Origin of the sequence: Limnohabitans sp., assembly GCF_023910625.1 — a bacterium.
Taxonomy (GTDB): Bacteria; Pseudomonadota; Gammaproteobacteria; order Burkholderiales; family Burkholderiaceae_C; genus Limnohabitans_A.
Genome location: NZ_JAAVVW010000002.1, coordinates 417,989 through 441,116, shown reverse-complemented (window position 1 = coordinate 441,116; position 23,128 = coordinate 417,989). Strand labels below are relative to the sequence as shown.

Genomic DNA, 23,128 nt, shown 5'->3' with positions numbered 1-23,128 from the left:
GTCAGGCCGCTGGGTTGGGGCAGGCGCTGGCCGAGTGGATCACGCCGCCGCCCAGGCACACCTCGCCGTCGTACAGCACGGCACTTTGGCCGGGGGTGACGGCCCATTGGGGATCGCTGAACGAAAGTTCAAAGCCCGATGCCCCATCGGTTGTGCCGAGCGCTTGCAGCCTGCAAGGCGCATCCGTTTGCCGGTAGCGCGTCTTGGCGGCGTAGGCTCCAGCCGCAGGGGCCTGGCCCGAGCACCAGCTCACATCCGTGGCTTGCAGTTGCGGCGACAAGAGCCAGGGGTGGTCGTGGCCTTGCACCACCCACAAGGTGTTGTTGGGGATGTCCTTGCGGGCCACAAACCAGGGTGTGTGTTCGCCCGCACCCCTCAAGCCGCGCGCTTGCAGCGCCTTCATGTCGGCCCCTTTGGCCTTGATGCCGCCAATGCCCAGGCCCTGTCGCTGGCCCAAGGTGTAAAAGCTCAGCCCCACATGCTTTCCAATGGTGCGGCCCGTCGGGTCCTTGATGGGACCGGGTTCTTTGGAGATGTAGCGGTTTAAAAACTCGCGAAACGGCCGCTCGCCGATGAAGCAGATGCCCGTCGAGTCTTTCTTTTTGGCATTGGGCAAACCGATCTCTTCGGCGATACGGCGCACCTCAGTCTTGTGCAGTTCGCCCACTGGAAACAGGGTTTTGGACAACTGCGCCTGGTTCAGGCGGTGCAGGAAATAGCTTTGGTCTTTGCTGGGGTCCAGGCCCTTGAGCAGTTCAAACAGACCGCTGGTGGTGTTCTGCCGCACTCGGGCGTAATGGCCGGTGGCGATTTTTTCGGCCCCCACGCGCATGGCGTGGTCCAGAAACGATTTGAACTTGATTTCGGCATTGCACAGGATGTCCGGGTTGGGCGTGCGCCCGGCTTGGTACTCGCGAACAAACTCCGAGAACACCCGGTCTTTGTAATCGGCAGCAAAGTTGACATGCTCTATCTCGATGCCCAGCACATCGGCCACGGCGGCGGCATCCACAAAGTCGATGTTGGACGAGCAGTATTCGCTGTCATCGTCGTCTTCCCAGTTCTTCATGAAGATGCCAATGACTTCATGGCCTTGCTGCTTGAGCAAATGGGCCGTGACGGCCGAATCGACGCCGCCGGACAGGCCGACGACCACACGCTTGAATTTGGACATGGGCGCATTATCCGATGACCTGCGCGTGCGGAGGGTGAAAAGGGGGCGGGTTTGTTGCATCCACTGGATAATGGCGGTCTTTGGTTTTTTGATGACTATGTTTAACAACGGGGCTCAAGATAAGACTTGGCTGGCGCGCTGTCGCAGTGTGCTTGCGAAGTTCGTCCTGGTTACCCACCGTGGTCTTGCCGTGTTGGGCTTGCTGGTGGCCGTGTTGTTTGGCTTGTTGTGGTTACAGCCGCAGTGGTTGCAGCCCTCAGAGCAGCGCCTGGCTGCCTGGTTGCGTGAGCGCAAGGTCCTGATGGCCTGGTGGCCCAAAAATACAGCCGACCGAGCCACTGCTGTGCATTTGAAAGACTTGTCTCCCCAGCAGGCGCTGGTTGCCAATTGGTTGGCCCGCAAATACCGGGTTGCACCCGAACCTTTGGCGGCTTTGGTGGCAGAGGCTCATGTGCTTTCCGCGTCTTCGAAGCTGCCAGCCCATCTGATTTTGGCGGTGATGGCCATCGAGTCCGGTTTTCACCCTTATGCGCAAAGTCATGCAGGTGCTCAGGGACTGATGCAGGTGATGACTGGGGTGCATGCCCAACGGTACGAGGCCTATGGTGGTCGTCTGGCCGCTTTTGATCCTGTTACCAATTTGCGTGTCGGGGCAGCGGTGTTGTCTGACGCGATCAAGTTGCGCGGCGGATCGGTTGAGCAAGGTCTCAAGTTTTACCTGGGGGGCTATGCCTTGATCGAAGACGGTGGTTACGTGGCCAAGGTCATGGCAGAAAAAGAGAGATTGGACGCTGTTGCGGCAGGGCAAAGGGTTCAAACGGATTAAATTTGCCACCTGCGACTTTGCGGCCTGAAAGACAAGCTTTAGGCACGGATGAAGAAAATGGCACTCATCACCAAACCTGTGCTGATCACCAGCCAGCGTACCCATTGCACCGGCAAGCGTTTGGCCAAGCGTGCTCCAGCCCAGCCCCCTGCTGTGGCCCACACCATCATCCAGACTGCTTGAGGCCAGACAATGGCGCCTGCCAGAGCAAACGCCAGCACCGAGAGCAAGGACAAGACAAAAGAATTGAGATTCTTGAGCGCATTGACCGTGTTCAGTCGGGATTCGCCTGTCAAGGTATACAGCGCCATCAACAAGATGCCGAGTCCCCCATTGAAGTAACCGCCATAAATGGCCACCGCCATGAGGCCAGGCAGCCGCCAGGCAGGATGACCTTGACCTGAGTTTCTTTTGGCCAATGCAGGACCCGCAGCAAAGAGCCCGGTTGCCAGCAGCAGGAGCCATGGCACCAGGCCAGAAAAGACCTTGGCGGGAGTCAGCAGCAACAGGCCCGCACCCATCAAACCGCCCAGCGCCGCGATGAGCACCTCACGTTGGATCAGAGATTTGGGCAAGGCCTGCAATTCGGACCGGAAGCCCCATGTGCTGCCCAGATAGCCTGGGCTGACAGCCATGGCACTGGTGGCATTGGCAGCCATCGGGGGAACGCCTGCAAACACCAAAGCCGGAAATGTCAGGAAACTACCCCCTCCGGCAATGGCGTTGAGTACGCCTGCAGCAAATGCGGCACCTCCCGTGAGCAACCACAAGGCTTCACCAAGCCATGCCCCGTTCATGGCTGCAAGGGGGGTAACTCGGTCACAGCTGCATCGGTGTGGATCACAAGCAGCGGAAAGCGTTGCCCCGCCAAATGGTCTTCGATGCAGCGCAAGACCAAGGGGCTGCGGTGACGGTGTGCGCTCTCGCGGACTTCTTGAGGGGTCATCCAGAGCGTCCGCACAATGCCTTCGTCCAGCACCAGACCCTGCTGAACATCGCCAATGTCGCCGCAAAAAGCCATGCGTACATAGGTGATGTCTTCACCCGTTTGAGGCCTTTGGAAGCGAGACAAGTAAATGCCCACCAACTCTTTGGGCGTGAAATGGCGAGCCGTTTCTTCGAGGGTTTCGCGTGCACAGCCTTGTGCAGGCGATTCCCCGGGGTCGAGGTGACCTGCGGGGTTATTGAGCTTCAGGCCTTCTTGGGTGTGCTCTTCAATCAACAGGTAGCGGCCCTCTTTTTCGATGATGGCGGCCACGGTGACATTGGGTTTCCAGCGGGTGTCCATGGACTCCATTATGAGCGTCTTGTGGCCCTAGAGCCGGGCCAGGGATCTTTTGTCGGCCCGGCCAAAGAGCTGCAGTTGATGATATTGGTTCTTGTGAATTTTTGGAGCACACTTCAAATCCATCAGAAGATCAGGATGCAGAAGGGGACAGACTTCAGTTAAGCTGATGGGATACACTTTTTTCTTTGGATAGAGTGAGGAGACATTGATGCAAACAGGCGAAACCACGCCCAAGACCCAACGCATTGGCGTGCCGAGGGAAGTATTCCCCGGTGAAAAACGTGTTGCCACTGTGCCCGATGTGGTGACCAAACTGGTCAAACTCGGCTTTGCCGTGGGGGTTGAGCAAGGCGCAGGCGATCTCGCTGACCTGTCAGACGACGCCTATCTGCAAGCCGGCGCCACGATTGCGCCGAATGCCCAGGCGCTGTGGAGCGGCAGCGACATTGTCTTCAAGGTGCGGGCCCCCACGCCTGACGAAGTGGCGCTGATGCACGAAGGTCAAACGGTGATCGGCTTTCTGTGGCCCGCACAAAACCCCGATTTGATGCAGCAATTGGCGGCCAAAAAGGTGACGGCGCTGTCGATTGATGCCTTGCCCCGCACGCTCAGCCGCGCCCAAAAGATGGACGCGCTGACCTCCATGGCCGGCGTCAGTGGCTACCGCGCGGTGGTGGAAGCTGCCAACGCCTTTGGCCGTTTCTTCAACGGCCAGATCACGGCTGCGGGCAAAGTACCCCCTGCCAAAGTGTTCATTGCCGGTGCCGGTGTGGCCGGTTTGGCCGCCATTGGTGCGGCCGCCAGTTTGGGCGCCATCGTGCGCGCCAACGACACCCGCGCCGAAGTGGCCGACCAGGTTGTGTCGTTGGGCGGTGAGTTCGTGAAGGTGGACTACGAAGAAGAAGGCTCAGGCGGCGGCGGTTACGCCAAGGTCATGAGCGAAGGCTTCCAGGCCGCGCAGCGCGAGATGTACGCCAAGCAGGCCAAAGAGTGCGACATCATCATCACCACCGCGCTGATCCCCGGCAAACCCGCGCCCAAGCTGATCACCGCCGAGATGGTGCAAAGCATGAAACCCGGCAGCGTGATTGTGGACATGGCTGCCGAGCAAGGCGGCAACTGCGAGTTGACCGAACCCGGCAAGGCCGTGGTCAAGCATGGCGTGACCATTGTGGGCTACACCGACCTGGCGTCGCGCATGGCGCGCCAGTCGTCCACGCTGTACGGCACCAACTTGTTTCGTTTGACTGAAGAGTTGTGCAAGACCAAGGACGGCGTGATCAACGTCAACATGGAAGACGACGCGATCCGGGGCCTCACGGTCATCAAGGATGGCGAGATCACCTGGCCTGCACCGCCATTGGTGGTGGCCCCCAAGCCCGCACCCAAGCCTGCCGCGGCGCCCACCGCCAAAAAAGGCCACGGCCATGGCGAGCCATCTGGCCCCATGCCGGTGGGCCAGTTGCTCATCGTGTCGGCGGTCGCTGCCGTGCTGCTGGTGCTGGTCGGTGCCTATGCGCCCGCTGCGTTCCTGTCGCACTTCACGGTGTTTGTGTTGGCCTGCTTTGTAGGCTACATGGTGGTCTGGAACGTCAAGCCTGCGCTGCACACCCCGCTCATGAGCGTGACCAATGCGATCAGCTCCATCATCGCCATTGGCGCGCTGGTGCAGATCTCGCCCTTGGCTGCGGCCGGACGGCCCAACACGCTGATTGGCATTCTGGCGGCTTTGGCCCTGGTGCTGACGGCCATCAACATGTTTGGCGGTTTTGCCGTCACCCAGCGCATGCTGGCGATGTTCCAAAAGTAAATGAATTTGGGGACAGATCTTCAGCTCTGTCCCCGACTGATTGAAGAATTTGGGTACAGATCCAGCTCTGTCCCCGACTGATTGAAGAATTTGGGGACAGATCTTCAGCTCTGTCCCCGACCGATTAAGAAAAGAGACGTTTATGAACTCAAGTCTGGCCACGGTCGCCTACATCGGCGCGACCATTCTTTTCATCCTTAGCTTGGGCGGTTTGTCCAACCAGGAAACCGCACGGCGCGGCAACCTCTACGGCATGATCGGCATGAGCCTGGCCGTCCTGGCCACCATCTTTGGCCCGCAAGTCACGGCCGAGGGCATCCCCATGATCTTGGGCGCCATGCTGGTGGGCGCGATCATTGGCCTGTACGCTGCGCGCAAAGTGCAGATGACGCAAATGCCCGAACTCGTGGCGCTCATGCACAGCATGGTCGGCATGGCGGCGGCGCTGGTGGGTTATGCCACTTACGTGGACCCCGAAGCTTCCAAGAATTTGGAAGGCGCAGCGCACGCCATCCACGCGGGTGAAATCTACATTGGTATCTTCATCGGCGCTGTGACTTTTTCCGGTTCGGTGGCGGCGTTTGGCAAGTTGTCCGGCCGCATCGGTGGCAGCCCCTTGTTGTTGCCCGGCCGCCATTGGCTCAATCTGGTGGGCTTGATTGCGGTGATTTATTTTGGCCGTGAATTCATGAGCGCCCACACGGTGGAAGAGGGCATGCTGCCCTTGATCATCATGACCGCCATCGCCTTGCTGTTCGGCATCCACATGGTCATGGCCATTGGTGGTGCCGACATGCCGGTGGTGGTGTCCATGCTCAACAGCTATTCCGGCTGGGCCGCAGCGGCCACCGGCTTCATGCTGAGCAACGACTTGTTGATCGTGATCGGTGCCTTGGTCGGCTCCAGTGGCGCGATTTTGTCCTACATCATGTGCAACGCCATGAACCGGAGTTTCATCAGCGTGATCGCCGGGGGCTTTGGCACCACGGCCGCAGCGCCCAAGCCAACGGGCGAAGCGGCCGAGCCGGTGGGCGAGGTCAGCCCCATCTTGGCCGCTGAAACAGCCGAGCTGCTGCGCGACGCCAAAAACGTGATCGTGGTGCCCGGCTACGGCATGGCCGTGGCGCAGGCGCAGCACACGGTGTTTGAAATCACCAAGCAACTGCGTGGAAAAGGCGTGAACGTGCGCTTTGGCATCCACCCCGTGGCGGGCCGCATGCCGGGCCACATGAATGTCTTGTTGGCCGAGGCAAAAGTGCCTTACGACATCGTGTTCGAGATGGACGAGCTCAACGACGACTTCCCGGACACCGACGTGGCCATCGTGATCGGTGCCAACGACATCGTGAACCCTGCGGCGCAGGATGACCCGACCAGCCCGATCGCCGGCATGCCGGTGCTCGAAGTCTGGAAGGCCCGCACCAGCATTGTGATGAAGCGTTCCATGGCCAGCGGCTACGCCGGCGTGGACAACCCGCTGTTCTACAAAGAGAACAACCGCATGTTGTTTGGCGATGCCAAAAAGATGCTCGATGAGGTGCTGATGGCCTTGAAGGCTTGAGGCTGCCGCCGCACGTCAGACAAGGGGCCCCTGTGGCCCCTTTTTTCTGATGGTGTTTTTGTGTACCAAGATTCGCCACTGCCAACATCGGCCATGTTCACGACGCAAGCCTGCGATCCGGTCTTTTCCTTGGTGTCCGTTGTGGTGAGTTCATGGGTCTTTGATGCATGACTTTTTCATCGTGCACAGTGGGGTGCCAAGAGGCCATGGCCTTTGCTTGCAAACCTCGGGAAATCCAGCATGAGTAAGCGTCAGTTTGACGTCAGGAGTGCGGTAGACTGATCGCAGGAGAACCTCACATGTACCTGAATCCCATTTGGCTCAAGAGTTACCCAGAAGGTGTGCCCGCTGACATTGATCCCAGCCAATACAGCTCGCTGGTGGGCTTGCTCGAAGAGAGTTTTGCCAAATACGCAGATCGCACTGCTTACAGCTTCATGGGCAAGGATTTGAGCTTTGCCCAAACCGACCAGGAAAGCTTGGGGCTAGCAGCTTACTTGCAATCGTTGGGCTTGAGCAAAGGCGATCGCGTCGCGGTCATGATGCCCAATGTGCCGCAGTACCCGGTGGCAGTGGCGGCCATTTTGCGGGCCGGTTTGGCGGTGGTCAATGTCAATCCGTTGTATACCGCCCGTGAACTGGAGCACCAGCTCAAGGACTCGGGGGCCAAGGCGATTGTCATCATCGAGAACTTTGCCGCCACCCTCGAAAAGTGCATTGCACAAACCCCAGTGCAGCATGTGATTTTGGCGGCCATGGGTGACCGACTGGGCCTGCTCAAGGGCGGCTTGGTCAATTACGTGGTGCGCAACGTCAAGAAAATGGTGCCGGCCTTTCGCCTGCCCCAGGCGGTGCGCTTCAATGACGCTTTGTCCATAGGGCGTCAACAAGCCTTTCGCAAGCCCGAGTTGACAGCCGATGACATCGCGGTGCTGCAGTACACAGGCGGCACCACCGGCGTGTCCAAAGGTGCGGTACTGCTGCACAGCAATGTCATTGCCAACGTTTTGCAGTCAGAGGCCTGGAACGGGCCGGTCATGAAGCGCATCCCGGCAGGCGAGCAGCCCACCAGTGTGTGTGCTTTGCCGCTGTACCACATCTTCGCTTTCACGGTGAACATGATGCTGGGTCTGCGCATGGGCGGCAAGACCATCCTGATTCCCAATCCGCGCGATCTGCCAGCTGTGCTCAAGGAGTTGTCCAAGCACACCTTCCACAGCTTCCCGGCCGTGAACACCTTGTTCAATGGTTTGGCCAACCATCCGGATTTCAACACGGTGAACTGGTCCAACCTGAAAGTGTCTTTGGGCGGCGGCACGGCTGTCACGCCCAACGTAGCCAAGCTCTGGCTGGAGAAAACCGGCTGCCCCATTTGCGAAGGTTATGGCTTGTCCGAGACCAGCCCATCGGCCAGTTGCAACCCGACCACCAGCACCGAGTTCACCGGCACCATCGGCGTGCCCTTGCCCGGGACCTGGATGAAGCTGCTGGACGACGACGGGCAGGAAGTGACCGAAGTGGGGCAGCCCGGCGAGATCGCCATCAAAGGCCCGCAGGTGATGGCCGGTTACTGGCAGCGCCCTGACGAGACCGCCAAGGTCATGACGGCCGATGGGTACTTCAAATCCGGCGATGTCGGCACTGTGGATGCGCGGGGGTTCTTCAAAATCATAGACCGCAAGAAAGACATGATCCTGGTCAGTGGTTTCAACGTCTACCCCAACGAGGTCGAGAAAGTCGCTTCGGCTTGTCCGGGTGTGCTGGAATGCGCGGCCATTGGTGTGCCCGATGAGAAAACCGGTGAGACCGTCAAGCTGGTCGTGGTGCGCAAAGACCCGGCATTGACTGAGGCGCAGATCTTGGCCTATTGCCGCGAGAACATGACCGCTTACAAGCAGCCTCGGGTGATCGAGTTCCGCACCGAGTTGCCCAAAACGCCTGTGGGCAAAATCTTGCGGCGTGAGTTGCGCGATAAAGCTTGATGTTGGGCTGCCCCGGATGTGCCGGGGCTGAGTTTGGCGGCCACAAGTTTTCTTGTGGCCGTTTTCAATTTGACGCCTATTTTTGATGCACAAAACAAAGGATGATTCATGACGGTGATCGGCATCATGAGTGCCCTGCACGAAGAGCTGGCCGCTGTGCTGGCCGACATGCCCGACGAGCAGCGGGTGGTGGTAGCGGGTCGTGAATTCTGGGTGGGTCACTGGCAAGGCCATGCGGTCGTGGCGGTGCTCTCGCGCATTGGCAAAGTGGCGGCGGCCACCACCGCCACGGTGATGCTGGAGCGCTTTGGGGTGAATGCGCTGGTGTTCACCGGCGTGGCGGGTGGATTGGGTCCGGGGGTGCGCGTGGGCGATGTGGTGGTGGCCAGTGGCTTCATTCAGCACGACATGGATGCTTCGCCACTGTTTCCCAGGCACGAGGTGCCGCTGTATGGTCGGGCTCTTTTTGAGGCCGATGCCGTTTTGTCGGTTCAATTGGCCGAAGCTGCGCAGCAGGTGCTGCAGGCGGCTGAGCGGCATTTGGGCCCTGAGACCTTGGCCCAGTTTCAACTGAGTTCGCCCAAGGTGCACCAAGGCTTGATCGTCAGCGGTGATCGCTTTGTCTCGACCAACGCCGAAAGTCAGGCGCTTCGCGAATCCTTGCCAGAGGCTTTGGCGGTGGAGATGGAGGGCGCAGCGGTGGCCCAGGTGTGCTGTGACTATGGCTTGCCGTTTGCAGCGGTGCACACCATTTCGGACCGCGCAGACGACGCAGCGCACACCGATTTCAATCGTTTCATTCGTGAGGTGGCCAGCCGCTACAGCCGGGCAATTTTGTCGCAGTGGTTGGCCAAACGCCCACCCGCATGAGTGGGCTTTATTTGAGCCAACCGCGCCTGCGGAAGTACCACATGGGCACCACGGCGCTGGCGGCCATCAGCGCCAGGGCATAGGGGTAACCCCATTTTTGGGACAACTCGGGCATGTACTGAAAGTTCATGCCATACAAGCTGGCGATCAAGGTGGGTGGCAGCAAGGCCACACTGGCCACCGAGAAGATCTTGATGATCTTGTTCTGGTTGATGTTGATGAAACCAACGGTGGCGTCCATCAGGAAGTTGATCTTGTCGAACAAAAATGCCGTGTGCGAGTCGAGTGAGTCGATGTCGCGCATGATCTGGCGTGCGTCTTCAAACTGGTCGGCGTTGAGCATTTTGGAGCGCATCATGAAGCTCAGGGCGCGGCGTGTGTCCATCACGTTGCGACGGATGCGACCGTTCATGTCTTCTTGCCGGGCAATGGCGCCCAGCACTTCGCTGGCCATGGCGTCGGTCACATCGCCCGACAGCACGGTGTTGCCCACTTTTTCGAGCTGATCGTAAATGCCTTCGAGTGTGTCCGCTGAGTATTCGGCGTCGGCGTCAAACAGTTTGAGCAGCACTTCCTTGGCCTCTTCTATCAGTCCGGGTGCCCGCCGTGCGCGCATGCGCAAAAGGCGGAACACCGGCACGTCTTCGTCATGGATGGAAAACAGCACGCCCTGGCTTTTCAAGTCGGCGTTGTGCTGATTCAGGATGAAAGCGCAGCGCACGGTACGGGGCTCGTCATCGTCGGCGATCAAAAAGTCGGAGCGGATGTGCAGCTCGCCGTTGTCCTCTTCGTAAAAGCGCGCGGATTCTTCGATGTCCTCGTCCATCGCGTCTTCGGGGATTAACAAGCCAAAGTATTGCTTGATCCAGCGTTTTTCTTCCAGCGTGGGCGACTCCAGGTCAACCCAGATGGGCTGGAAGCGGGAGAGTTCTTCGAGCGACTCGATCTCTTCCTGGAAGAGTCGGCCGTTGACGAGGGTGAAGATGTTGAGCATGGCGAATCCGAAAAATGGCCAAGTGCCAAAAGTTCAAAGGGGCGGCGAAGGGGTTGCGGCAGCTTTCGAACGATGGGCAGGTTGCTCAGGGCGTTCGAAAGCTACCAACTCGGGGTAGTTTCCACAGCAATGTGTCTCCAAAATCAATGACGAGATTATCGCACCTGAAGGGCATCATGGGGTTTCAAGAAGGCGAGGATCTCCTCGGATCGGGCAGTCACGTCGGCTCGCCCCAGAGCCATTAAGGCCTGGATGAAACCTGGCTCAAACAGGAGATAACTGGCCAATGCAGCGCCGCTGCCGCGTAAAGCGCCCAGTCCTTCCAGGACCCGCAAAATGGGCAGTGGAAGGGAACGGACATGGGCTTGTGCCAGTTCATCGAGCGAGGCACTGGGCTGAAGGGTCAGCACCTCGACCACCCTGAAAGGCAAGGCAGACCGCACTGATTCAGGCAGCTTGCACAGTGAATGGTTGATCCGTGTGACCTGTTCCACGTCGGCTTGCAGCGTGTCGTGAAATACGCTGGCCATGGCGTGCCCAGCAATCGTTCCCAACGAGGGGCGACCGCTGGCAGGGTGAGATGACCCCAGGCTGGCTCGCAGAGGCTGGCTCACGCCAATCGCCAAAATTCGGTCAGCACCCAATTGCACCGCCGCCGACAAGGGTGAGATTTGCCGCATCGAGCCATCTCCGAAAAATTCCATGCCTCCATCTACCCACAAAGGTGTGGCCGGAAAGATAAAGGGAATGGCGCTGGAAGCCATCAGGTGTTCAATGGTGATCGGTTGTTGCTCGGCACGTCGGCCAGGACGACTCCAGGGAATCGGCAAGCCGTCCCGGGTCTGGCAGAAAGTCCAGTGCACCCCACTGGAATAGCTAGAAGCGGTAACGGCCAATGCCTGCAGCACCCCTTCTTGCAGTGCCGTGTCGATGCGGTCCAGTGTGATGGCTTTGTGCAATGTATTGACCAAAGCGAGGCTGTCCATGGCGGCGGCCTTTTGGCGCACCGTCAGCACCAGCCCCAAGGCAGTAGCCCAGCGGCTGAACCGGGCCAAAGGCGTTGCAGGAAGGTGGTAAACCGCGTTGGTTCGGATATCGGACCAAAATTGGGCAAGGTCTTCCAGCGCAGTCAAGCCTTCCAGGGCCCGACTGGCCAAGAAGGTGGCGTTCAAGGCCCCAGCAGAAGTGCCTGTCAGCACCTGGAATGGAAAGCCCAAACCTGATGGCGGTCCGCCCAGGAGCTGCCCTATCGCCTGAAGGGCACCCGCTTGGTAGGCCGTTCGGGCACCTCCACCCATCAGAACCAGACCATTTAACGAGCGTCGTGGCGATGTTGGAGGGGTTTGCGTGCCGTGAGCGGTATCGAATTGCATGTCGCTTCAGTGAGCAGTCCACAGTTAAAAAGAAGCCCATCAAGCCCAAAAGATGGCCTCGAAGCAGGGGGGATGGTTGGGGCTGCTCAAGTGCCGGGTCCTGAGGGGTAAGCCCTGTCGAGGATTTTGATCGACTGGAACTCAGTGGTCTCCAGGGAGGGTCATGGTCCTCGTGGCAAGCCTGGGGCAAGTGTATGGTTGCTGTCGATTAAATGGCCATTTTCATACATGGTTCACCCAACACGATAGCACTGAAATCAGACATTCGGGGGGGTAGGGCCAGACTTTTCAGGGTTAGTTTTTGACGTATTGCTTTTCCTCGATACCCGGCGCATAGTGGCATGAACCACCTTGAAAGTGGTTTTCGAGTCCCGTTTCGATGGGGCTTTTTCTACTTCGAATCTATGGAGGGGATGAACATGAATTTAATCATCAGCGGACATCATCTGGAAGTGACCCCTGCCTTGCGCCAGTACGTCACGGGGAAACTCGATCGCATCACTCGGCATTTTGATCAGGTGGTGGATGTGAAAGTGCTGCTGACCGTCGAAAAGCTGAAAGAAAAGGAAAAACGTCAACGTGCGGAGTGCAATATCCATGTCAAGGGCAGCGACTTGTTCGCGGAAAGCGCACACGAAGACCTGTATGCGGCTGTCGACGATCTGGTGGACAAGCTCGATCGCCAGGTAGTCAAACACAAAGGCCGCATCACCAATCATCAGCATGCCGCGCCAAAACGGATGATGTGATCCATGGAGTCTGTTCAGAGGCCGCTGCAAGCGGCCTTTTTTATGGGCTTTTTGACTTGGCATTGCAAGAATCCGACAAAAATGACCCGGGTTTCGACTTTTCAGGCTTTGTGACCCGTTCGGGTGCATAATCCTGCCTCGACCATGAACCGACTCTCATCCATATTGCCTGTTGCCCAAGTTCTTGTGGGGGTGGAAGCCACCAGCAAGAAGCGTGCATTTGAAGAGGCCGGACTTCTCTTTGAGAATTTGCACGGCTTGTCGAGGGCTTTGGTCACCGACAGCTTGTTTGCTCGCGAGCGACTGGGCTCCACCGGCTTGGGGCACGGAGTGGCCATCCCGCATGGTCGCATCAAGGGCCTGAAAGCGCCAATGGCTGCCGTTTTCCAATTGGCGCAACCCATTGGGTTCGATGCGCCTGACGAGCAGCCTGTGAGCTTGTTGATTTTTTTGCTGGTGCCCGAGGCGGCTACCCAAAAACACCTTGAGATACTATCTGAAATTGCAGAATTGCTCAGCGATACCGTTTTGCGTGAGAGCATTAAAAACAGCACAGCCCAGATGGGCCTTCACCAATTGATTGCCCAATGGCAGTCGGCCCAGACGGCCTGATGCTTTTTTGAGCTGAGTCCCTGCGATGAAGCCCTCAGTGATCAGCGCCGATGTGCTTTTTGAGGACCACCGCAGTCAATTGAAATGGAACTGGCTGGCCGGTTTGGGTGCATCCGAGCGCCGTTTTGATGAAGTGGCAGTGCGCGAAGCCCGCTCTGGTGCTGACCTGGTGGGGTACCTCAATTACATACACCCCTACCGCGTTCAGATCTTGGGTCCCCGGGAGGTGGCTTACCTGACCCAGGGGTCTGAGGAGGACTGTACCCGCCGAATTGCTCGGATCGTGACGCTGGAGCCCCCGGTGCTCGTTCTGGCCGATGGGCAAGTGGCGCCGCAAGCCTTGTTGGCGATGTGTGAGCGGGCCCAGATTCCGATGTTTTCAACCGAGCAGTCGTCTGCTTTCGTGATTGATGTACTGCGGGCTTACTTGTCAAAGCACTTTGCAGATAGAACCACGATGCATGGCGTGTTCATGGATATTTTGGGCTTGGGGGTCCTGATCACGGGAGAGTCCGGCTTGGGCAAAAGCGAGTTGGGTTTGGAGTTGATCTCTCGCGGCAATGGTCTGGTGGCCGATGATGCCGTCGATTTGTACCGCATCAACCAGACCACCATTGAGGCCCGCTGTCCCGATCTGTTGCAAAACCTGCTGGAAGTTCGTGGCATTGGCTTGCTCGACATCCGGGCTATTTTTGGCGAGACTGCAGTGCGCAGGAAGATGCGCTTGAAGCTGATTGTTCATTTGGTCCGGCGTGAGACGCTGGAGCGTGATTATGAGCGTTTGCCCTCGGAGCCTTTTCGTCAGGATGTTTTGGGCATTCCGGTGCAAAAAGTCGTGATTCAGGTCATGGCGGGTCGAAACATCGCTGTTTTGGTCGAGGCTGCGGTTCGCAACACGATTTTGCAAATGCGAGGCATTGACACCTATCAGGAATTCATTGAGCGGCAGCGCCGAGCCATGGGGTAACAGGCTGCAACGCTCGCTCAGCGGTTGCTGCGGTGCGGGCATGGGTTTTGTGTGCAGTGCGCGTACAGGCTCAGGGCATGGTCAGCGATTTCGAAGCCTTTGGCTTTGGCCACGGCGTGTTGTCGGGACTCGATTTCGGCATCGTAGAACTCCTCCACTCTTCCGCAATCCAGACAAACCATGTGGTCATGGTGTTGCCCCTCGTTGAGTTCATACACCGCTTTGCCACTTTCAAAATGGTTGCGACTCAATATCCCGGCTTGCTCGAACTGGGTCAAAACCCGGTAAACAGTGGCCAACCCGATGTCGGCATTTTCGTTGAGCAGTTGTCGAAAAACATCTTCTGCGGTCATGTGCCGCATCACCCCGCTCTGAAATACTTCCAGAATTTTCAAACGTGGCAGAGTGGCTTTCAGACCGTTGTTTTTCAGTTCATCAATCTGGCTCATGGGGTAGGTGTGTCCTGTTGGTGGGAAAAGTTTCATCGGCAAAGCAGCCGCTACAATGAGCGAGATCATATCGGTCCCCATCAAAACATGACAGCTACCCCGACACTTCGTGCATCCAGCCGTTTGCTTGCCTTGGCGCTTGTCGTGACCGGCATGGCCGGATGCAGCGGCTTTTCGGGAGGCATAAACCGTGATGCTTTCAGGCCATATGTGGCCGAAGTCGTGCAGGGGAATTTCATTTCCAAAGAGCAGCGGCTGGTGCTGAGTCCAGGCCTGTCACGCGTTCAGGTGCGAGAGATCTTGGGTACGCCTTTGGTGGCCAGCCTTTTTCATGCAGACCGATGGGATTACGCATTCAGCATCCAGCGGCAGGGTGTAGCACCTCAAAACTTCAGATTGGCAGTTCACTTCAAGGGGGATGTCTTGGAGCGCATTGAAGGCGATGAACTGCCCAGCGAATCTGAGTTTGCCCTCCGATTGATCAAACCTCGGGCAGTTGGAAAGTTGCCGCCTCTTCAAGCGAGCGACGAGGATTTGAGAAAATTCAAGTCCACACCCGAGCCCGCACCTTCCATGCCAACTGCGGTGGCCTTGCCGCGCACTTATCCTCCTTTGGAGCCTGCCTCGCCTTGAGCGGTGACTCGCAGAGCGCTGTTTCTGACCCCCCGGTCCAATTCCTACATGACCTCAATTCAACAATTGCCGATTGCCGTGGCAGGTGCCTCCGGCCGCATGGGGCACATCCTGATCGAAGCCATTTTGGCCAGCGATGATTGCCGTTTAGCCGGCGCACTCGACCGGTTGGACAGTCCAGCTCTGGGTCTTGATGCGGGTGCATCGATGGGCCGAGCCACAGGCATTGCGATCACCGCCGATCTGCGTTCGGGCTTGCAAGGCATGTCCTGCCTGATTGATTTCACTCGACCCGAAGGGACTTTGACTCATTTGAAAGTTTGTCGGGAGCTTGGCGTGAAGGCGGTGATTGGCACTACTGGGTTCAGTGAGCAACAAAAAACGGAAATTGCCGACATCGCCAAGGACGTGGCCATCGTCATGGCCCCCAACATGAGCGTGGGCGTGAACGTCACGCTTAAGCTATTGCAAATGGCCGCCAAAGCCATGTCCGAGGGATATGACATCGAGATCATCGAAGCCCATCACCGCCACAAAGTGGATGCACCATCGGGTACGGCGCTGAAGATGGGGGAGGTGATTGCCCAAGCCATTGGTCGTGACCTGAAAGATTGCGCGGTTTATGAGCGCTATGGCCATACGGGAGAGCGTGCCCCCTCCACCATTGGTTTTTCGACCATTCGCGGTGGCGATATCGTGGGTGACCATACTGTGCTGTTTGCCGGCATTGGCGAGCGCATCGAAGTCACGCACAAATCGTCCAGCCGGTCTACTTATGCCCAAGGCAGTCTGCGGGCCGCGCGTTTTCTGACGGGGCAGCAACGCGGCCTGTTTGACATGTTTGATGTGTTGAACCTGCGCTGAAGCGCCTGCAAAGGGATTGGCCATGAAACTGAACGATTTTTTGCTGCACAGCGATGTCCTCAGTTTGTCGTTGGCTTTCATGTTGCTGGCTTTGTCGCTTGCCAGCTGGGTGGTGATTGGCTGGAAATGGCATTTGCTTTCCCGTGTCAGCCAGGACCTGCCCCGCAGTGTGGCTGCTTTTTGGCAGGCGCCGGGCTTTGAGGATGCTCGTCAAAGTGTTGCCCAATTTGACCGGGATGTGTGCGTGTTGCCCCTGTTGGATGCGACCTTGCTGCCCTTGGGGGGCACTTTGGCATCGTGTGGAGACAGGCATCAGCAATTGACCCGCGTGCTGCGCGACACCCTGCAACAGGTGTTGCGCCGCTTGCAGTGGGGGCAGATTTTGTTGGCGACTGCCGGTGCGATTTCGCCTTTTTTGGGGTTGCTTGGGACGGTATGGGGAATTGTCAATGCCCTGATGGGGCTGGGCCTGGGCGAGGGGGGACAGATCAGCATCCATGAAATCGCGGCGCCAGTGGGCGAAGCTTTGGTCATGACCGCTGCAGGCCTGGCGGTGGCCATACCAGCGGTCATGGGCTACAACCTGTTGGGGCGTCGTATTGGCCGGATCGAAGTCGAACTGGAAGGTTTTGCTCATGATCTGCGCGCCTTGTTGGCGGGTTCAGGAGACTGATCAGCATGGCCTTTGGTCGACTCTCCAGCCGTACCTCGGATGTACCCATGAGTGACATCAATGTCACGCCTTTGGTGGACGTCATGTTGGTGCTGCTGGTGATTTTCATGGTCACGGCGCCTTTGATGAGCAGCGCCATCCGTTTGAACTTGCCCCAAACTGAACGTCTCGCAGCAGGACCATCTGCATCTTCCATGGTCTTGGCAGTGGATGCCCAGGGTGCGTTTTATCTGAACGATCGGGTCATCACGGCGCAGGACCTGCAAGCGCAACTGTCCAGCGCAGCCCAACGCAATCTTCAGACTGAACTGGAGTTGCGGGCCGATGCCTCGGTGCCCTATGGCCGGGTAGTGGAAGCCATGAGCATGGCCCAGAAAGCGGGTTTGACCCGGATTGGCTTTGTAGCCCAAGTGGTTTCCCCCTGATCGCATGGTTCCGCTACCTCTGCGGACCTCTGACCGCTTTGATGCAGCACCTACAATTTAGCCCTATGCAAGACAAGTACAACCACCTCGAAGTCGAACCCGCAGCGCAGTCCCGCTGGACGGCCCGCGATGCCTACCGCGTCACCGAAGACGCCAGCAAAAAGAAGTTCTACGCCTGCTCCATGCTGCCGTATCCCAGCGGCAAGCTGCACATGGGCCATGTGCGCAACTACACCATCAACGACATGCTCACGCGCAGCCTGCGCATGAAGGGTTACAACGTCCTCATGCCCATGGGCTGGGATGCGTTTGGTCTGCCCGCCGAAAATGCCGCCCTCAAAAACGGCGTGCCCCCGGCCAAGTGGACGTACGAAAACATCGCGTACATGAAAAAGCAGATGCAGGCCATGGGCTTGGCCATTGATTGGTCACGCGAAGTCGCCACCTGCGACCCGACGTATTACAAGTGGAACCAGTGGCTGTTTTTGAAGATGCTCGAAAAAGACATCGCCTACCGCAAGACCCAGGTCGTGAATTGGGACCCGGTGGACCAGACCGTGCTGGCTAACGAACAGGTGATCGACGGCAAGGGCTGGCGCACAGGCGCGCCAGTTGAAAGGCGTGAAATTCCGGGCTATTACCTGAACATCACCCACTACGCACAAGAGCTGCTGGACCATGTCCAGATCGGCAACGAGAAGGCCACGCTTAACGGCTGGCCCGACAAAGTGCGTCTGATGCAGGAAAACTGGATTGGCAAATCCGAAGGCGTGCGCTTTGCGTTCCCGCACAGCATCCAAGGCGCTGACGGCGCTTTGATCGGCGAGGGCAAGATGTATGTCTTCACCACCCGCGCCGACACCATCATGGGCGTGACGTTTTGCGCGGTGGCGGCCGAACACCCGCTGGCGCTGCATGCTGCTTCGTCCAATCCTGTTTTGTACGCGTTTTTGGAAGAGTGCAAGAGTGGCGGCACGACGGAGGCCGAGCTGGCCACGCAAGAGAAAAAGGGCATGGCCACCGGCCTGTTCGTCACGCATCCGTTGACGGGGGCACAGGTCGAAGTCTGGGTTGGCAACTACGTGCTCATGAGCTACGGCGACGGTGCCGTCATGGGCGTGCCGGCGCACGACGAGCGCGACTTCGCTTTTGCGCTCAAGTACGCGCTGCCGATCCAGCAGGTCGTATCCGTCAAGGACCAGGCCTTTGACGACAAGACCTGGCAAGAGTGGTATGGCGACAAGCAAAGCTGCGTGGTTGTGAACTCCGGTGAACTCGACGGCTTGAACCAGAAGGCCGCCGTCACCAAGGTCGCCGAGTTGCTCGCCGCCAAAGGCTTGGGCGAGAAGAAAACCACCTGGCGTCTGCGCGACTGGGGCGTGAGCCGCCAGCGCTACTGGGGTACACCCATCCCGATCATCCACTGCGACGAACACGGTGCGGTGCCGGTGCCCGAAAAAGACCTGCCCGTGGTGCTGCCTCAAGACTGCATTCCGGATGGTTCGGGCAACCCACTGATTAAGCACGAAGGCTTTCACGCTGGGGTCACTTGCCCTGTTTGTGGCAAGCCCGCACGCCGCGAGACCGACACCATGGACACCTTCGTGGATTCGTCCTGGTATTTCATGCGCTATTGCGACCCGACCAACACCGAGGCCATGGTGGCAGGCGGTACCGATTACTGGATGCGCGATCAGAACCAAGCCGCTGGCGGCAGCGGCATGGACCAGTACATCGGTGGCATCGAGCACGCCATCTTGCACTTGCTCTACGCCCGCTTTTGGACCAAGGTCATGCGCGATCTGGGCTTGGTCAAGGTCGATGAGCCCTTCACCAAGCTGCTCACGCAGGGCATGGTGCTCAACCACATCTATTCGCGCCGCACCGCCAAGGGCGGCAAGGATTACTTCTGGCCGCACGATGTCGAGCATGTGCTGGACGAGGCTGGCAAAGTGGTGGGTGCCAAGCTGAAGAACGAAGCCGACAGCGGCGATGGTCGTCTGCCCGTGGGCACCGCCATCGACTACGAGGGCGTGGGCACCATGTCCAAGTCGAAAAACAACGGCGTGGACCCGCAAGACCTGATCGAGAAGTACGGCGCTGACACCGCGCGTCTGTACACCATGTTCACCGCGCCGCCCGAAGTGACCTTGGAGTGGAACGACTCGGCTGTGGAAGGCAGCTACCGCTTTTTGCGTCGGGTCTGGCTTGCGGCCTCTGATGCCAAGGATCAAGTCCAGTTTGGATTAATTAGACCAACTGATCTTTCTGATCTCTCAAAGGATTTAAAAGACCTTCGTCGCGAGTTTCATTTAGTACTCAAGCAGGTTACTTTTGATTATGAGCGAATGCAATACAACACGGTGGTATCTGGTTGCATGAAGATGCTCAATATGATTGAGTCCGCAAAGTTTGGACAGTTGGTTCAGGATGGTGCTGGATTGGAAATGCGGTTTGAGAAAATCTCAACCCTTTCAGCTGAGTTGTTTGGAATCCTAATTCGATGCCTCTACCCCGCTTGCCCGCACATCACCGACGACATTTGGCAGCAGCTGGGTTTTGCCCAAGCCGCCGGCGAGTTGCTCGACGCGCCTTGGCCCACCGTGGATGAGTCGGCATTGGAGCGTGACCAGATTGAACTGATGCTGCAAATCAACGGCAAGCTGCGCGGGTCCATCCTGGTGCCCGCATCGGCCGACAAAGCGCAGATCGAGCAAATGGCGCTGGCCAGCGAAGCCTTCGTCAAGCAGGCTGCTGGTGCTGCGCCCAAGAAGGTCATCGTGGTGCCGGGACGTTTGGTCAACGTGGTGATTTGAGAGCGCACACCCCATGAAACCCTCACGCCGATTCTTTTTGACTGCTGCGAGCTTGGGCATCATGCCCGTTTGGCTCTCTGGCTGCGGGTTTCATCTGCGCCAAACCAACGATTTTGCCTTCAAGACCTTGTATGCGAATTTCTCGACCACTTCACCCTTTGGTGTGGAGTTGGGGCGCAACCTCCTCGGCACGGGGCGAATTGAACTCTTGACCGAGCCCAAACAAATGCTTCAGGCCGACGCGATCCTCGACATCCTGAGCGAGACACGCCAGCAAGTACCTGTGGGGATGAGTGCAACGGGGCAGATTCGTGAACTGCAATTGCGTTTGCAAGTCCAATTTCGTCTGCGCACGCCGCAAGGCGTGGAGCTGATCGAGCCCGTTTCATTGGCTTTGCAGCGGGATTTGAGCTTCACCGAAACGGCAGCGCTGTCCAAAGAAATCGAAATGGGCATTCTTTACCGCGACATGCAGACCGACAGCGTGCAGCAGATCATGCGCCGTCTGTCAGCGGTCAAACCACGCAGCTTGCCCAAGCCTATGGGTACGGCAGTGCCCGCTGCAGCGCCTGCGTCCGAGGCCTCCTCCGGTCTGGCATCCCGACCTTGATGCCACGGGACTGAGCGCGCCCATGCAATTGGCCCTTCCTCAGTTGTCTGCGCACCTGCAAAAAGGCTTGCGCAGCCTGTATTTATTGCATGGCGACGAGGCCTTGCTGATTCAGGAGGCAGCCGATGCGATCCGCGCCTCCGCGCGTGCCCAAGGCTACACCGAGCGCAGCGTGCACACCGTCTCTGGGGCGCACTTTGACTGGAGTGAAGTGCTGGCCGCTGGCGGTTCGCTCAGCTTGTTTGCCGACAAACAAATCGTGGAAGTGCGCGTGCCTTCAGGCAAGCCCGGCAAAGAGGGCAGCACCGCCATTCAGCAACTGGCCGCTTCAGCCCAAGGCAACGACACGACCTTGACTCTGTTTTTATTGCCGCGCCTGGATGCCGCCACCCGCAAAGGGGCTTGGTTTGCCGCTTTGGAAAACTCGGGCGTGTCGATCCAGGTCGATCCGGTGGACCGCAACGCGCTGCCTGCCTGGATCGCCCAGCGCTTGCAGCTGCAAGGACAAAGCGTCTTGCCGGGCGAAGAGGGGCAACGCACCTTACAGTTTTTTGCGGACCGGGTTGAGGGCAATCTGTTGGCTGCTCTTCAGGAAGTTCAAAAGTTGGGCTTGCTCTATCCCCCCGGTCAAATCAGCCAGGCCCAGGTTGAATCCTCGGTGGTCAATGTGGCCCGCTACGACGTGTTCAAGCTGTCCGAATCGGTCTTGTCAGGCCAGGTGGCCCGGGTTCAGCGCATGCTGGACGGCTTGCAGGCCGAGGGCGAAGCGGCGGTGCTGGTGCACTACACACTGGCCGAAGACATCCGTGCCATGAAACGCGTGAAAGACGCCATGGCTGCTGGCAAACCCCTGCCCATGGCGCTGCGCGAACAGCGCGTCTGGGGCCCGCGTGAACGCTTGTTTGAGCGCGTGCTGCCCCGCATGACCGAGGCCCGCTTAAACGGCTTGCTCCAGGCCGCTCATCAGGTGGACGGCATCGTCAAAGGGCTCAAAGTGCCCGACTGGCCCACCGACCCCTGGCAGGCGCTGCAGCGCCTGGCCGTGCGCTTTTCGCGTTTTTGTATCGTGCGCTGAACGCGCCAGCGGTTCATGACCCGCCATGTACATGACAGGATGGTGCCAAAGTGTCTTTGGCTTCTGCGAAAATGAACCCATGACCGAAATGAACACCGCTGAACACATGCAAAGCTTGGGCCAGCAGGCCAAAACGGCATCTGCCCTGATGGCCAAAGCCTCGGCTGCCACCAAAAACAAGGCTTTGCGGCATCTGGCCGCCTTGCTGCGCGAGAACACAGATGCCTTGCAGTTGGACAACGCCAAAGACTTGGAGCGCGCCCGCGCCGCCGGACTGGCCGAGCCGATGGTCGACCGCTTGAAATTAACCCCCCAAGTGCTGGAAACCTGCGCCCAAGGCTGCGAGCAATTGGCCGCCATGCCCGATGTGATCGGCGAAATCATCGGCATGAAGCAGGTGCCCAGCGGCATCCGCGTGGGCCAAATGCGCGTGCCCATTGGCGTGTTCGGCATGATTTTCGAAAGCCGCCCCAACGTGACCATCGAAGCGGCCAGCCTCTCCATCAAAAGCGGCAACGCGTGCATCCTGCGCGGTGGCTCTGAGGCCATTGAGTCGAACAAGGCGCTGGCGCTGCTGGTGCAGCAAGCCCTGACCGACAACGGTTTGCCAGTGGACGCCGTGCAACTGGTGCAAACCACCGACCGCGCTGCCGTGGGCCAGCTCATCACCATGCCGCAGTTTGTGGACGTGGTCATCCCGCGAGGTGGCAAGGGTTTGATTGAGCGCATCAGCGCTGAGGCCAAAGTGCCCGTCATCAAGCACTTGGATGGCAATTGCCACATTTATGTGGACGAGCCGTGCGACATCGACATGGCCGTGAAAGTGGCCGACAACGCCAAAACCCAAAAGTACAGCCCCTGCAACGCGAGCGAAAGCCTCTTGGTGGCGCGGGGCGTGGCCGCTCAATTCCTGCCCAAAATCGGTGCAATTTACGCGGACAAAGGAGTGGAGATGCGCTGCTGCCCCAAGGCCAAGGCCATCTTGAGCCAGGTCGCCAAAGCCACGCTCAAGGACGCCACCGAGCGAGACTGGTTTGAGGAATACCTCGCCCCCATCATCAGTATCAAGGTGGTGGAAGGGGTGGACGAGGCGATTGCCCACATCAACCACTACAGCAGCCACCACACCGACGCCATCCTGACCCGCGACCACATGCACGCCCAGCGCTTTTTGCGCGAAGTGGACTCGGCCAGCGTCATGGTCAACGCCAGCACCCGTTTTGCCGATGGGTTTGAATACGGGCTGGGTGCCGAGATCGGCATCAGCACCGACAAGTTCCACGCCCGGGGGCCCGTGGGCATGGAGGGTTTGACCTCGCTCAAATATGTGGTGCTGGGCGAGGGCGAGGTGCGCGGTTGAGTGCCGCAACTGAAGTG

General features: G+C 58.5%; 22 protein-coding genes. 16 read left to right on the top strand and 6 right to left on the bottom strand.

The genetic code is table 11. The features are described 5' to 3' along the window. Position 1: 1 nt before the first annotated feature. On the bottom strand, positions 2-1,174 hold the full coding sequence (gene mnmA, locus HEQ17_RS02230; RefSeq protein WP_296291066.1) for a tRNA 2-thiouridine(34) synthase MnmA: 1,173 nt from the start codon (positions 1,172-1,174) through the stop codon (positions 2-4). 190 nt (positions 1,175-1,364) lie between these two features. Between mnmA and HEQ17_RS02225 the strand changes: the two genes are divergently transcribed. Then, positions 1,365-2,000, top strand: a complete 636-nt coding sequence (locus HEQ17_RS02225) for a lytic transglycosylase domain-containing protein (RefSeq protein ID WP_296291065.1) — start codon at positions 1,365-1,367, stop codon at positions 1,998-2,000. 38 nt (positions 2,001-2,038) lie between these two features. On the opposite strand, the gene HEQ17_RS02220 is transcribed toward HEQ17_RS02225, so the two are convergent. After that, positions 2,039-2,797 carry a sulfite exporter TauE/SafE family protein gene (locus HEQ17_RS02220; RefSeq protein WP_296291064.1) on the bottom strand — a complete coding sequence of 253 codons (759 nt, stop codon included), beginning with the start codon at positions 2,795-2,797 and terminating at the stop codon, positions 2,039-2,041. Continuing rightward, the gene (locus HEQ17_RS02215; RefSeq protein ID WP_296291063.1) at positions 2,794-3,288 is read right to left on the bottom strand and encodes an NUDIX hydrolase; all 495 of its coding nucleotides are present in this window, start codon (positions 3,286-3,288) and stop codon (positions 2,794-2,796) included. The genes HEQ17_RS02220 and HEQ17_RS02215 overlap by 4 nt, the downstream gene beginning before the upstream one ends. A 208-nt stretch (positions 3,289-3,496) precedes the next feature. Here HEQ17_RS02215 and HEQ17_RS02210 point away from each other — a divergent pair, with 208 nt between their 5' ends. The 4 genes from HEQ17_RS02210 to HEQ17_RS02195 all read left to right on the top strand — a co-directional run bounded on the left by HEQ17_RS02210 (position 3,497) and on the right by HEQ17_RS02195 (position 9,511). Further along, on the top strand, positions 3,497-5,098 hold the full coding sequence (locus HEQ17_RS02210) for a Re/Si-specific NAD(P)(+) transhydrogenase subunit alpha (protein ID WP_296291062.1): 1,602 nt from the start codon (positions 3,497-3,499) through the stop codon (positions 5,096-5,098). Between the two features lie 142 nt (positions 5,099-5,240). Beyond that, positions 5,241-6,659 carry a Re/Si-specific NAD(P)(+) transhydrogenase subunit beta gene (gene pntB / locus HEQ17_RS02205; protein WP_296291061.1) on the top strand — a complete coding sequence of 473 codons (1,419 nt, stop codon included), beginning with the start codon at positions 5,241-5,243 and terminating at the stop codon, positions 6,657-6,659. A gap of 299 nt (positions 6,660-6,958) precedes the next feature. Beyond that, positions 6,959-8,641, top strand: coding sequence for a long-chain-fatty-acid--CoA ligase (locus HEQ17_RS02200; protein WP_296291060.1), 1,683 nt, complete (start codon positions 6,959-6,961; stop codon positions 8,639-8,641). A 108-nt stretch (positions 8,642-8,749) separates the two neighbouring features. Further along, positions 8,750-9,511, top strand: a complete 762-nt coding sequence (locus tag HEQ17_RS02195; RefSeq protein WP_296291059.1) for a 5'-methylthioadenosine/adenosylhomocysteine nucleosidase — start codon at positions 8,750-8,752, stop codon at positions 9,509-9,511. 7 nt (positions 9,512-9,518) lie between these two features. On the opposite strand, the gene corA is transcribed toward HEQ17_RS02195, so the two are convergent. Next, a complete protein-coding gene (corA, locus tag HEQ17_RS02190; RefSeq protein ID WP_296291058.1) occupies positions 9,519-10,505 on the bottom strand; it encodes a magnesium/cobalt transporter CorA in 987 nt (328 codons plus the stop codon). 155 nt (positions 10,506-10,660) lie between these two features. Continuing rightward, entirely contained in the window at positions 10,661-11,878 is a 1,218-nt protein-coding gene (locus HEQ17_RS02185; RefSeq protein WP_296291057.1) for a patatin-like phospholipase family protein, read from the bottom strand. 419 nt (positions 11,879-12,297) lie between these two features. Between HEQ17_RS02185 and raiA the strand changes: the two genes are divergently transcribed. The 3 genes from raiA (at position 12,298) to hprK (ending at position 14,206) form a co-directional block, all read left to right on the top strand. After that, the gene (raiA, locus tag HEQ17_RS02180; RefSeq protein ID WP_296291199.1) at positions 12,298-12,627 is read left to right on the top strand and encodes a ribosome-associated translation inhibitor RaiA; all 330 of its coding nucleotides are present in this window, start codon (positions 12,298-12,300) and stop codon (positions 12,625-12,627) included. 144 nt (positions 12,628-12,771) lie between these two features. After that, positions 12,772-13,239: a PTS sugar transporter subunit IIA gene (locus HEQ17_RS02175; RefSeq protein WP_296291056.1), complete on the top strand. Its 468-nt coding sequence runs from the start codon at positions 12,772-12,774 to the stop codon at positions 13,237-13,239. Between the two features lie 25 nt (positions 13,240-13,264). Beyond that, positions 13,265-14,206: an HPr(Ser) kinase/phosphatase gene (gene hprK / locus HEQ17_RS02170; RefSeq protein WP_296291055.1), complete on the top strand. Its 942-nt coding sequence runs from the start codon at positions 13,265-13,267 to the stop codon at positions 14,204-14,206. 17 nt (positions 14,207-14,223) lie between these two features. On the opposite strand, the gene fur is transcribed toward hprK, so the two are convergent. Beyond that, on the bottom strand, positions 14,224-14,655 hold the full coding sequence (fur, locus tag HEQ17_RS02165) for a ferric iron uptake transcriptional regulator (protein ID WP_296291054.1): 432 nt from the start codon (positions 14,653-14,655) through the stop codon (positions 14,224-14,226). An 87-nt stretch (positions 14,656-14,742) separates the two neighbouring features. Between fur and HEQ17_RS02160 the strand changes: the two genes are divergently transcribed. The 8 genes from HEQ17_RS02160 to HEQ17_RS02125 all read left to right on the top strand — a co-directional run bounded on the left by HEQ17_RS02160 (position 14,743) and on the right by HEQ17_RS02125 (position 23,111). Further along, the gene (locus tag HEQ17_RS02160; RefSeq protein WP_366938008.1) at positions 14,743-15,288 is read left to right on the top strand and encodes an outer membrane protein assembly factor BamE; all 546 of its coding nucleotides are present in this window, start codon (positions 14,743-14,745) and stop codon (positions 15,286-15,288) included. A gap of 48 nt (positions 15,289-15,336) precedes the next feature. Next, entirely contained in the window at positions 15,337-16,152 is an 816-nt protein-coding gene (dapB, locus tag HEQ17_RS02155) for a 4-hydroxy-tetrahydrodipicolinate reductase (RefSeq protein WP_296291053.1), read from the top strand. Positions 16,153-16,174: 22 nt separating this feature from the next. Beyond that, a complete protein-coding gene (locus HEQ17_RS02150; protein ID WP_296291052.1) occupies positions 16,175-16,825 on the top strand; it encodes a MotA/TolQ/ExbB proton channel family protein in 651 nt (216 codons plus the stop codon). A gap of 47 nt (positions 16,826-16,872) precedes the next feature. Next, positions 16,873-17,250, top strand: a complete 378-nt coding sequence (locus tag HEQ17_RS02145) for a biopolymer transporter ExbD (RefSeq protein WP_296291051.1) — start codon at positions 16,873-16,875, stop codon at positions 17,248-17,250. A gap of 65 nt (positions 17,251-17,315) precedes the next feature. Further along, a complete protein-coding gene (gene leuS / locus HEQ17_RS02140) occupies positions 17,316-20,066 on the top strand; it encodes a leucine--tRNA ligase (RefSeq protein WP_296291050.1) in 2,751 nt (916 codons plus the stop codon). A gap of 13 nt (positions 20,067-20,079) precedes the next feature. Next, entirely contained in the window at positions 20,080-20,676 is a 597-nt protein-coding gene (gene lptE, locus HEQ17_RS02135; protein WP_296291049.1) for an LPS assembly lipoprotein LptE, read from the top strand. Between the two features lie 22 nt (positions 20,677-20,698). After that, positions 20,699-21,751, top strand: coding sequence for a DNA polymerase III subunit delta (gene holA / locus HEQ17_RS02130; protein ID WP_296291048.1), 1,053 nt, complete (start codon positions 20,699-20,701; stop codon positions 21,749-21,751). A 79-nt stretch (positions 21,752-21,830) separates the two neighbouring features. Further along, positions 21,831-23,111, top strand: a complete 1,281-nt coding sequence (locus HEQ17_RS02125) for a glutamate-5-semialdehyde dehydrogenase (protein WP_296291047.1) — start codon at positions 21,831-21,833, stop codon at positions 23,109-23,111. The last annotated feature ends 17 nt before the right edge of the window (positions 23,112-23,128 follow it).

Bases quoted from the DNA above. Each gene is read 5' to 3' on its own strand.
- HEQ17_RS02150 (WP_296291052.1), top strand. From the start codon at position 16,175: ATGAAACTGAACGATTTTTTGCTGCACAGCGATGTCCTCAGTTTGTCG.
- fur (WP_296291054.1), bottom strand. From the start codon at position 14,655: ATGAGCCAGATTGATGAACTGAAAAACAACGGTCTGAAAGCCACTCTG.
- pntB (WP_296291061.1), top strand. From the start codon at position 5,241: ATGAACTCAAGTCTGGCCACGGTCGCCTACATCGGCGCGACCATTCTT.
- HEQ17_RS02185 (WP_296291057.1), bottom strand. From the start codon at position 11,878: ATGCAATTCGATACCGCTCACGGCACGCAAACCCCTCCAACATCGCCA.
- HEQ17_RS02145 (WP_296291051.1), top strand. From the start codon at position 16,873: ATGAGTGACATCAATGTCACGCCTTTGGTGGACGTCATGTTGGTGCTG.
- holA (WP_296291048.1), top strand. From the start codon at position 20,699: ATGCAATTGGCCCTTCCTCAGTTGTCTGCGCACCTGCAAAAAGGCTTG.
- HEQ17_RS02175 (WP_296291056.1), top strand. From the start codon at position 12,772: ATGAACCGACTCTCATCCATATTGCCTGTTGCCCAAGTTCTTGTGGGG.
- HEQ17_RS02220 (WP_296291064.1), bottom strand. From the start codon at position 2,797: ATGAACGGGGCATGGCTTGGTGAAGCCTTGTGGTTGCTCACGGGAGGT.
- corA (WP_296291058.1), bottom strand. From the start codon at position 10,505: ATGCTCAACATCTTCACCCTCGTCAACGGCCGACTCTTCCAGGAAGAG.
- HEQ17_RS02215 (WP_296291063.1), bottom strand. From the start codon at position 3,288: ATGGACACCCGCTGGAAACCCAATGTCACCGTGGCCGCCATCATCGAA.
- raiA (WP_296291199.1), top strand. From the start codon at position 12,298: ATGAATTTAATCATCAGCGGACATCATCTGGAAGTGACCCCTGCCTTG.
- dapB (WP_296291053.1), top strand. From the start codon at position 15,337: ATGACCTCAATTCAACAATTGCCGATTGCCGTGGCAGGTGCCTCCGGC.
- HEQ17_RS02160 (WP_366938008.1), top strand. From the start codon at position 14,743: ATGACAGCTACCCCGACACTTCGTGCATCCAGCCGTTTGCTTGCCTTG.
- leuS (WP_296291050.1), top strand. From the start codon at position 17,316: ATGCAAGACAAGTACAACCACCTCGAAGTCGAACCCGCAGCGCAGTCC.
- HEQ17_RS02125 (WP_296291047.1), top strand. From the start codon at position 21,831: ATGACCGAAATGAACACCGCTGAACACATGCAAAGCTTGGGCCAGCAG.
- hprK (WP_296291055.1), top strand. From the start codon at position 13,265: ATGAAGCCCTCAGTGATCAGCGCCGATGTGCTTTTTGAGGACCACCGC.
- lptE (WP_296291049.1), top strand. From the start codon at position 20,080: ATGAAACCCTCACGCCGATTCTTTTTGACTGCTGCGAGCTTGGGCATC.
- HEQ17_RS02200 (WP_296291060.1), top strand. From the start codon at position 6,959: ATGTACCTGAATCCCATTTGGCTCAAGAGTTACCCAGAAGGTGTGCCC.
- HEQ17_RS02195 (WP_296291059.1), top strand. From the start codon at position 8,750: ATGACGGTGATCGGCATCATGAGTGCCCTGCACGAAGAGCTGGCCGCT.
- HEQ17_RS02210 (WP_296291062.1), top strand. From the start codon at position 3,497: ATGCAAACAGGCGAAACCACGCCCAAGACCCAACGCATTGGCGTGCCG.
- mnmA (WP_296291066.1), bottom strand. From the start codon at position 1,174: ATGTCCAAATTCAAGCGTGTGGTCGTCGGCCTGTCCGGCGGCGTCGAT.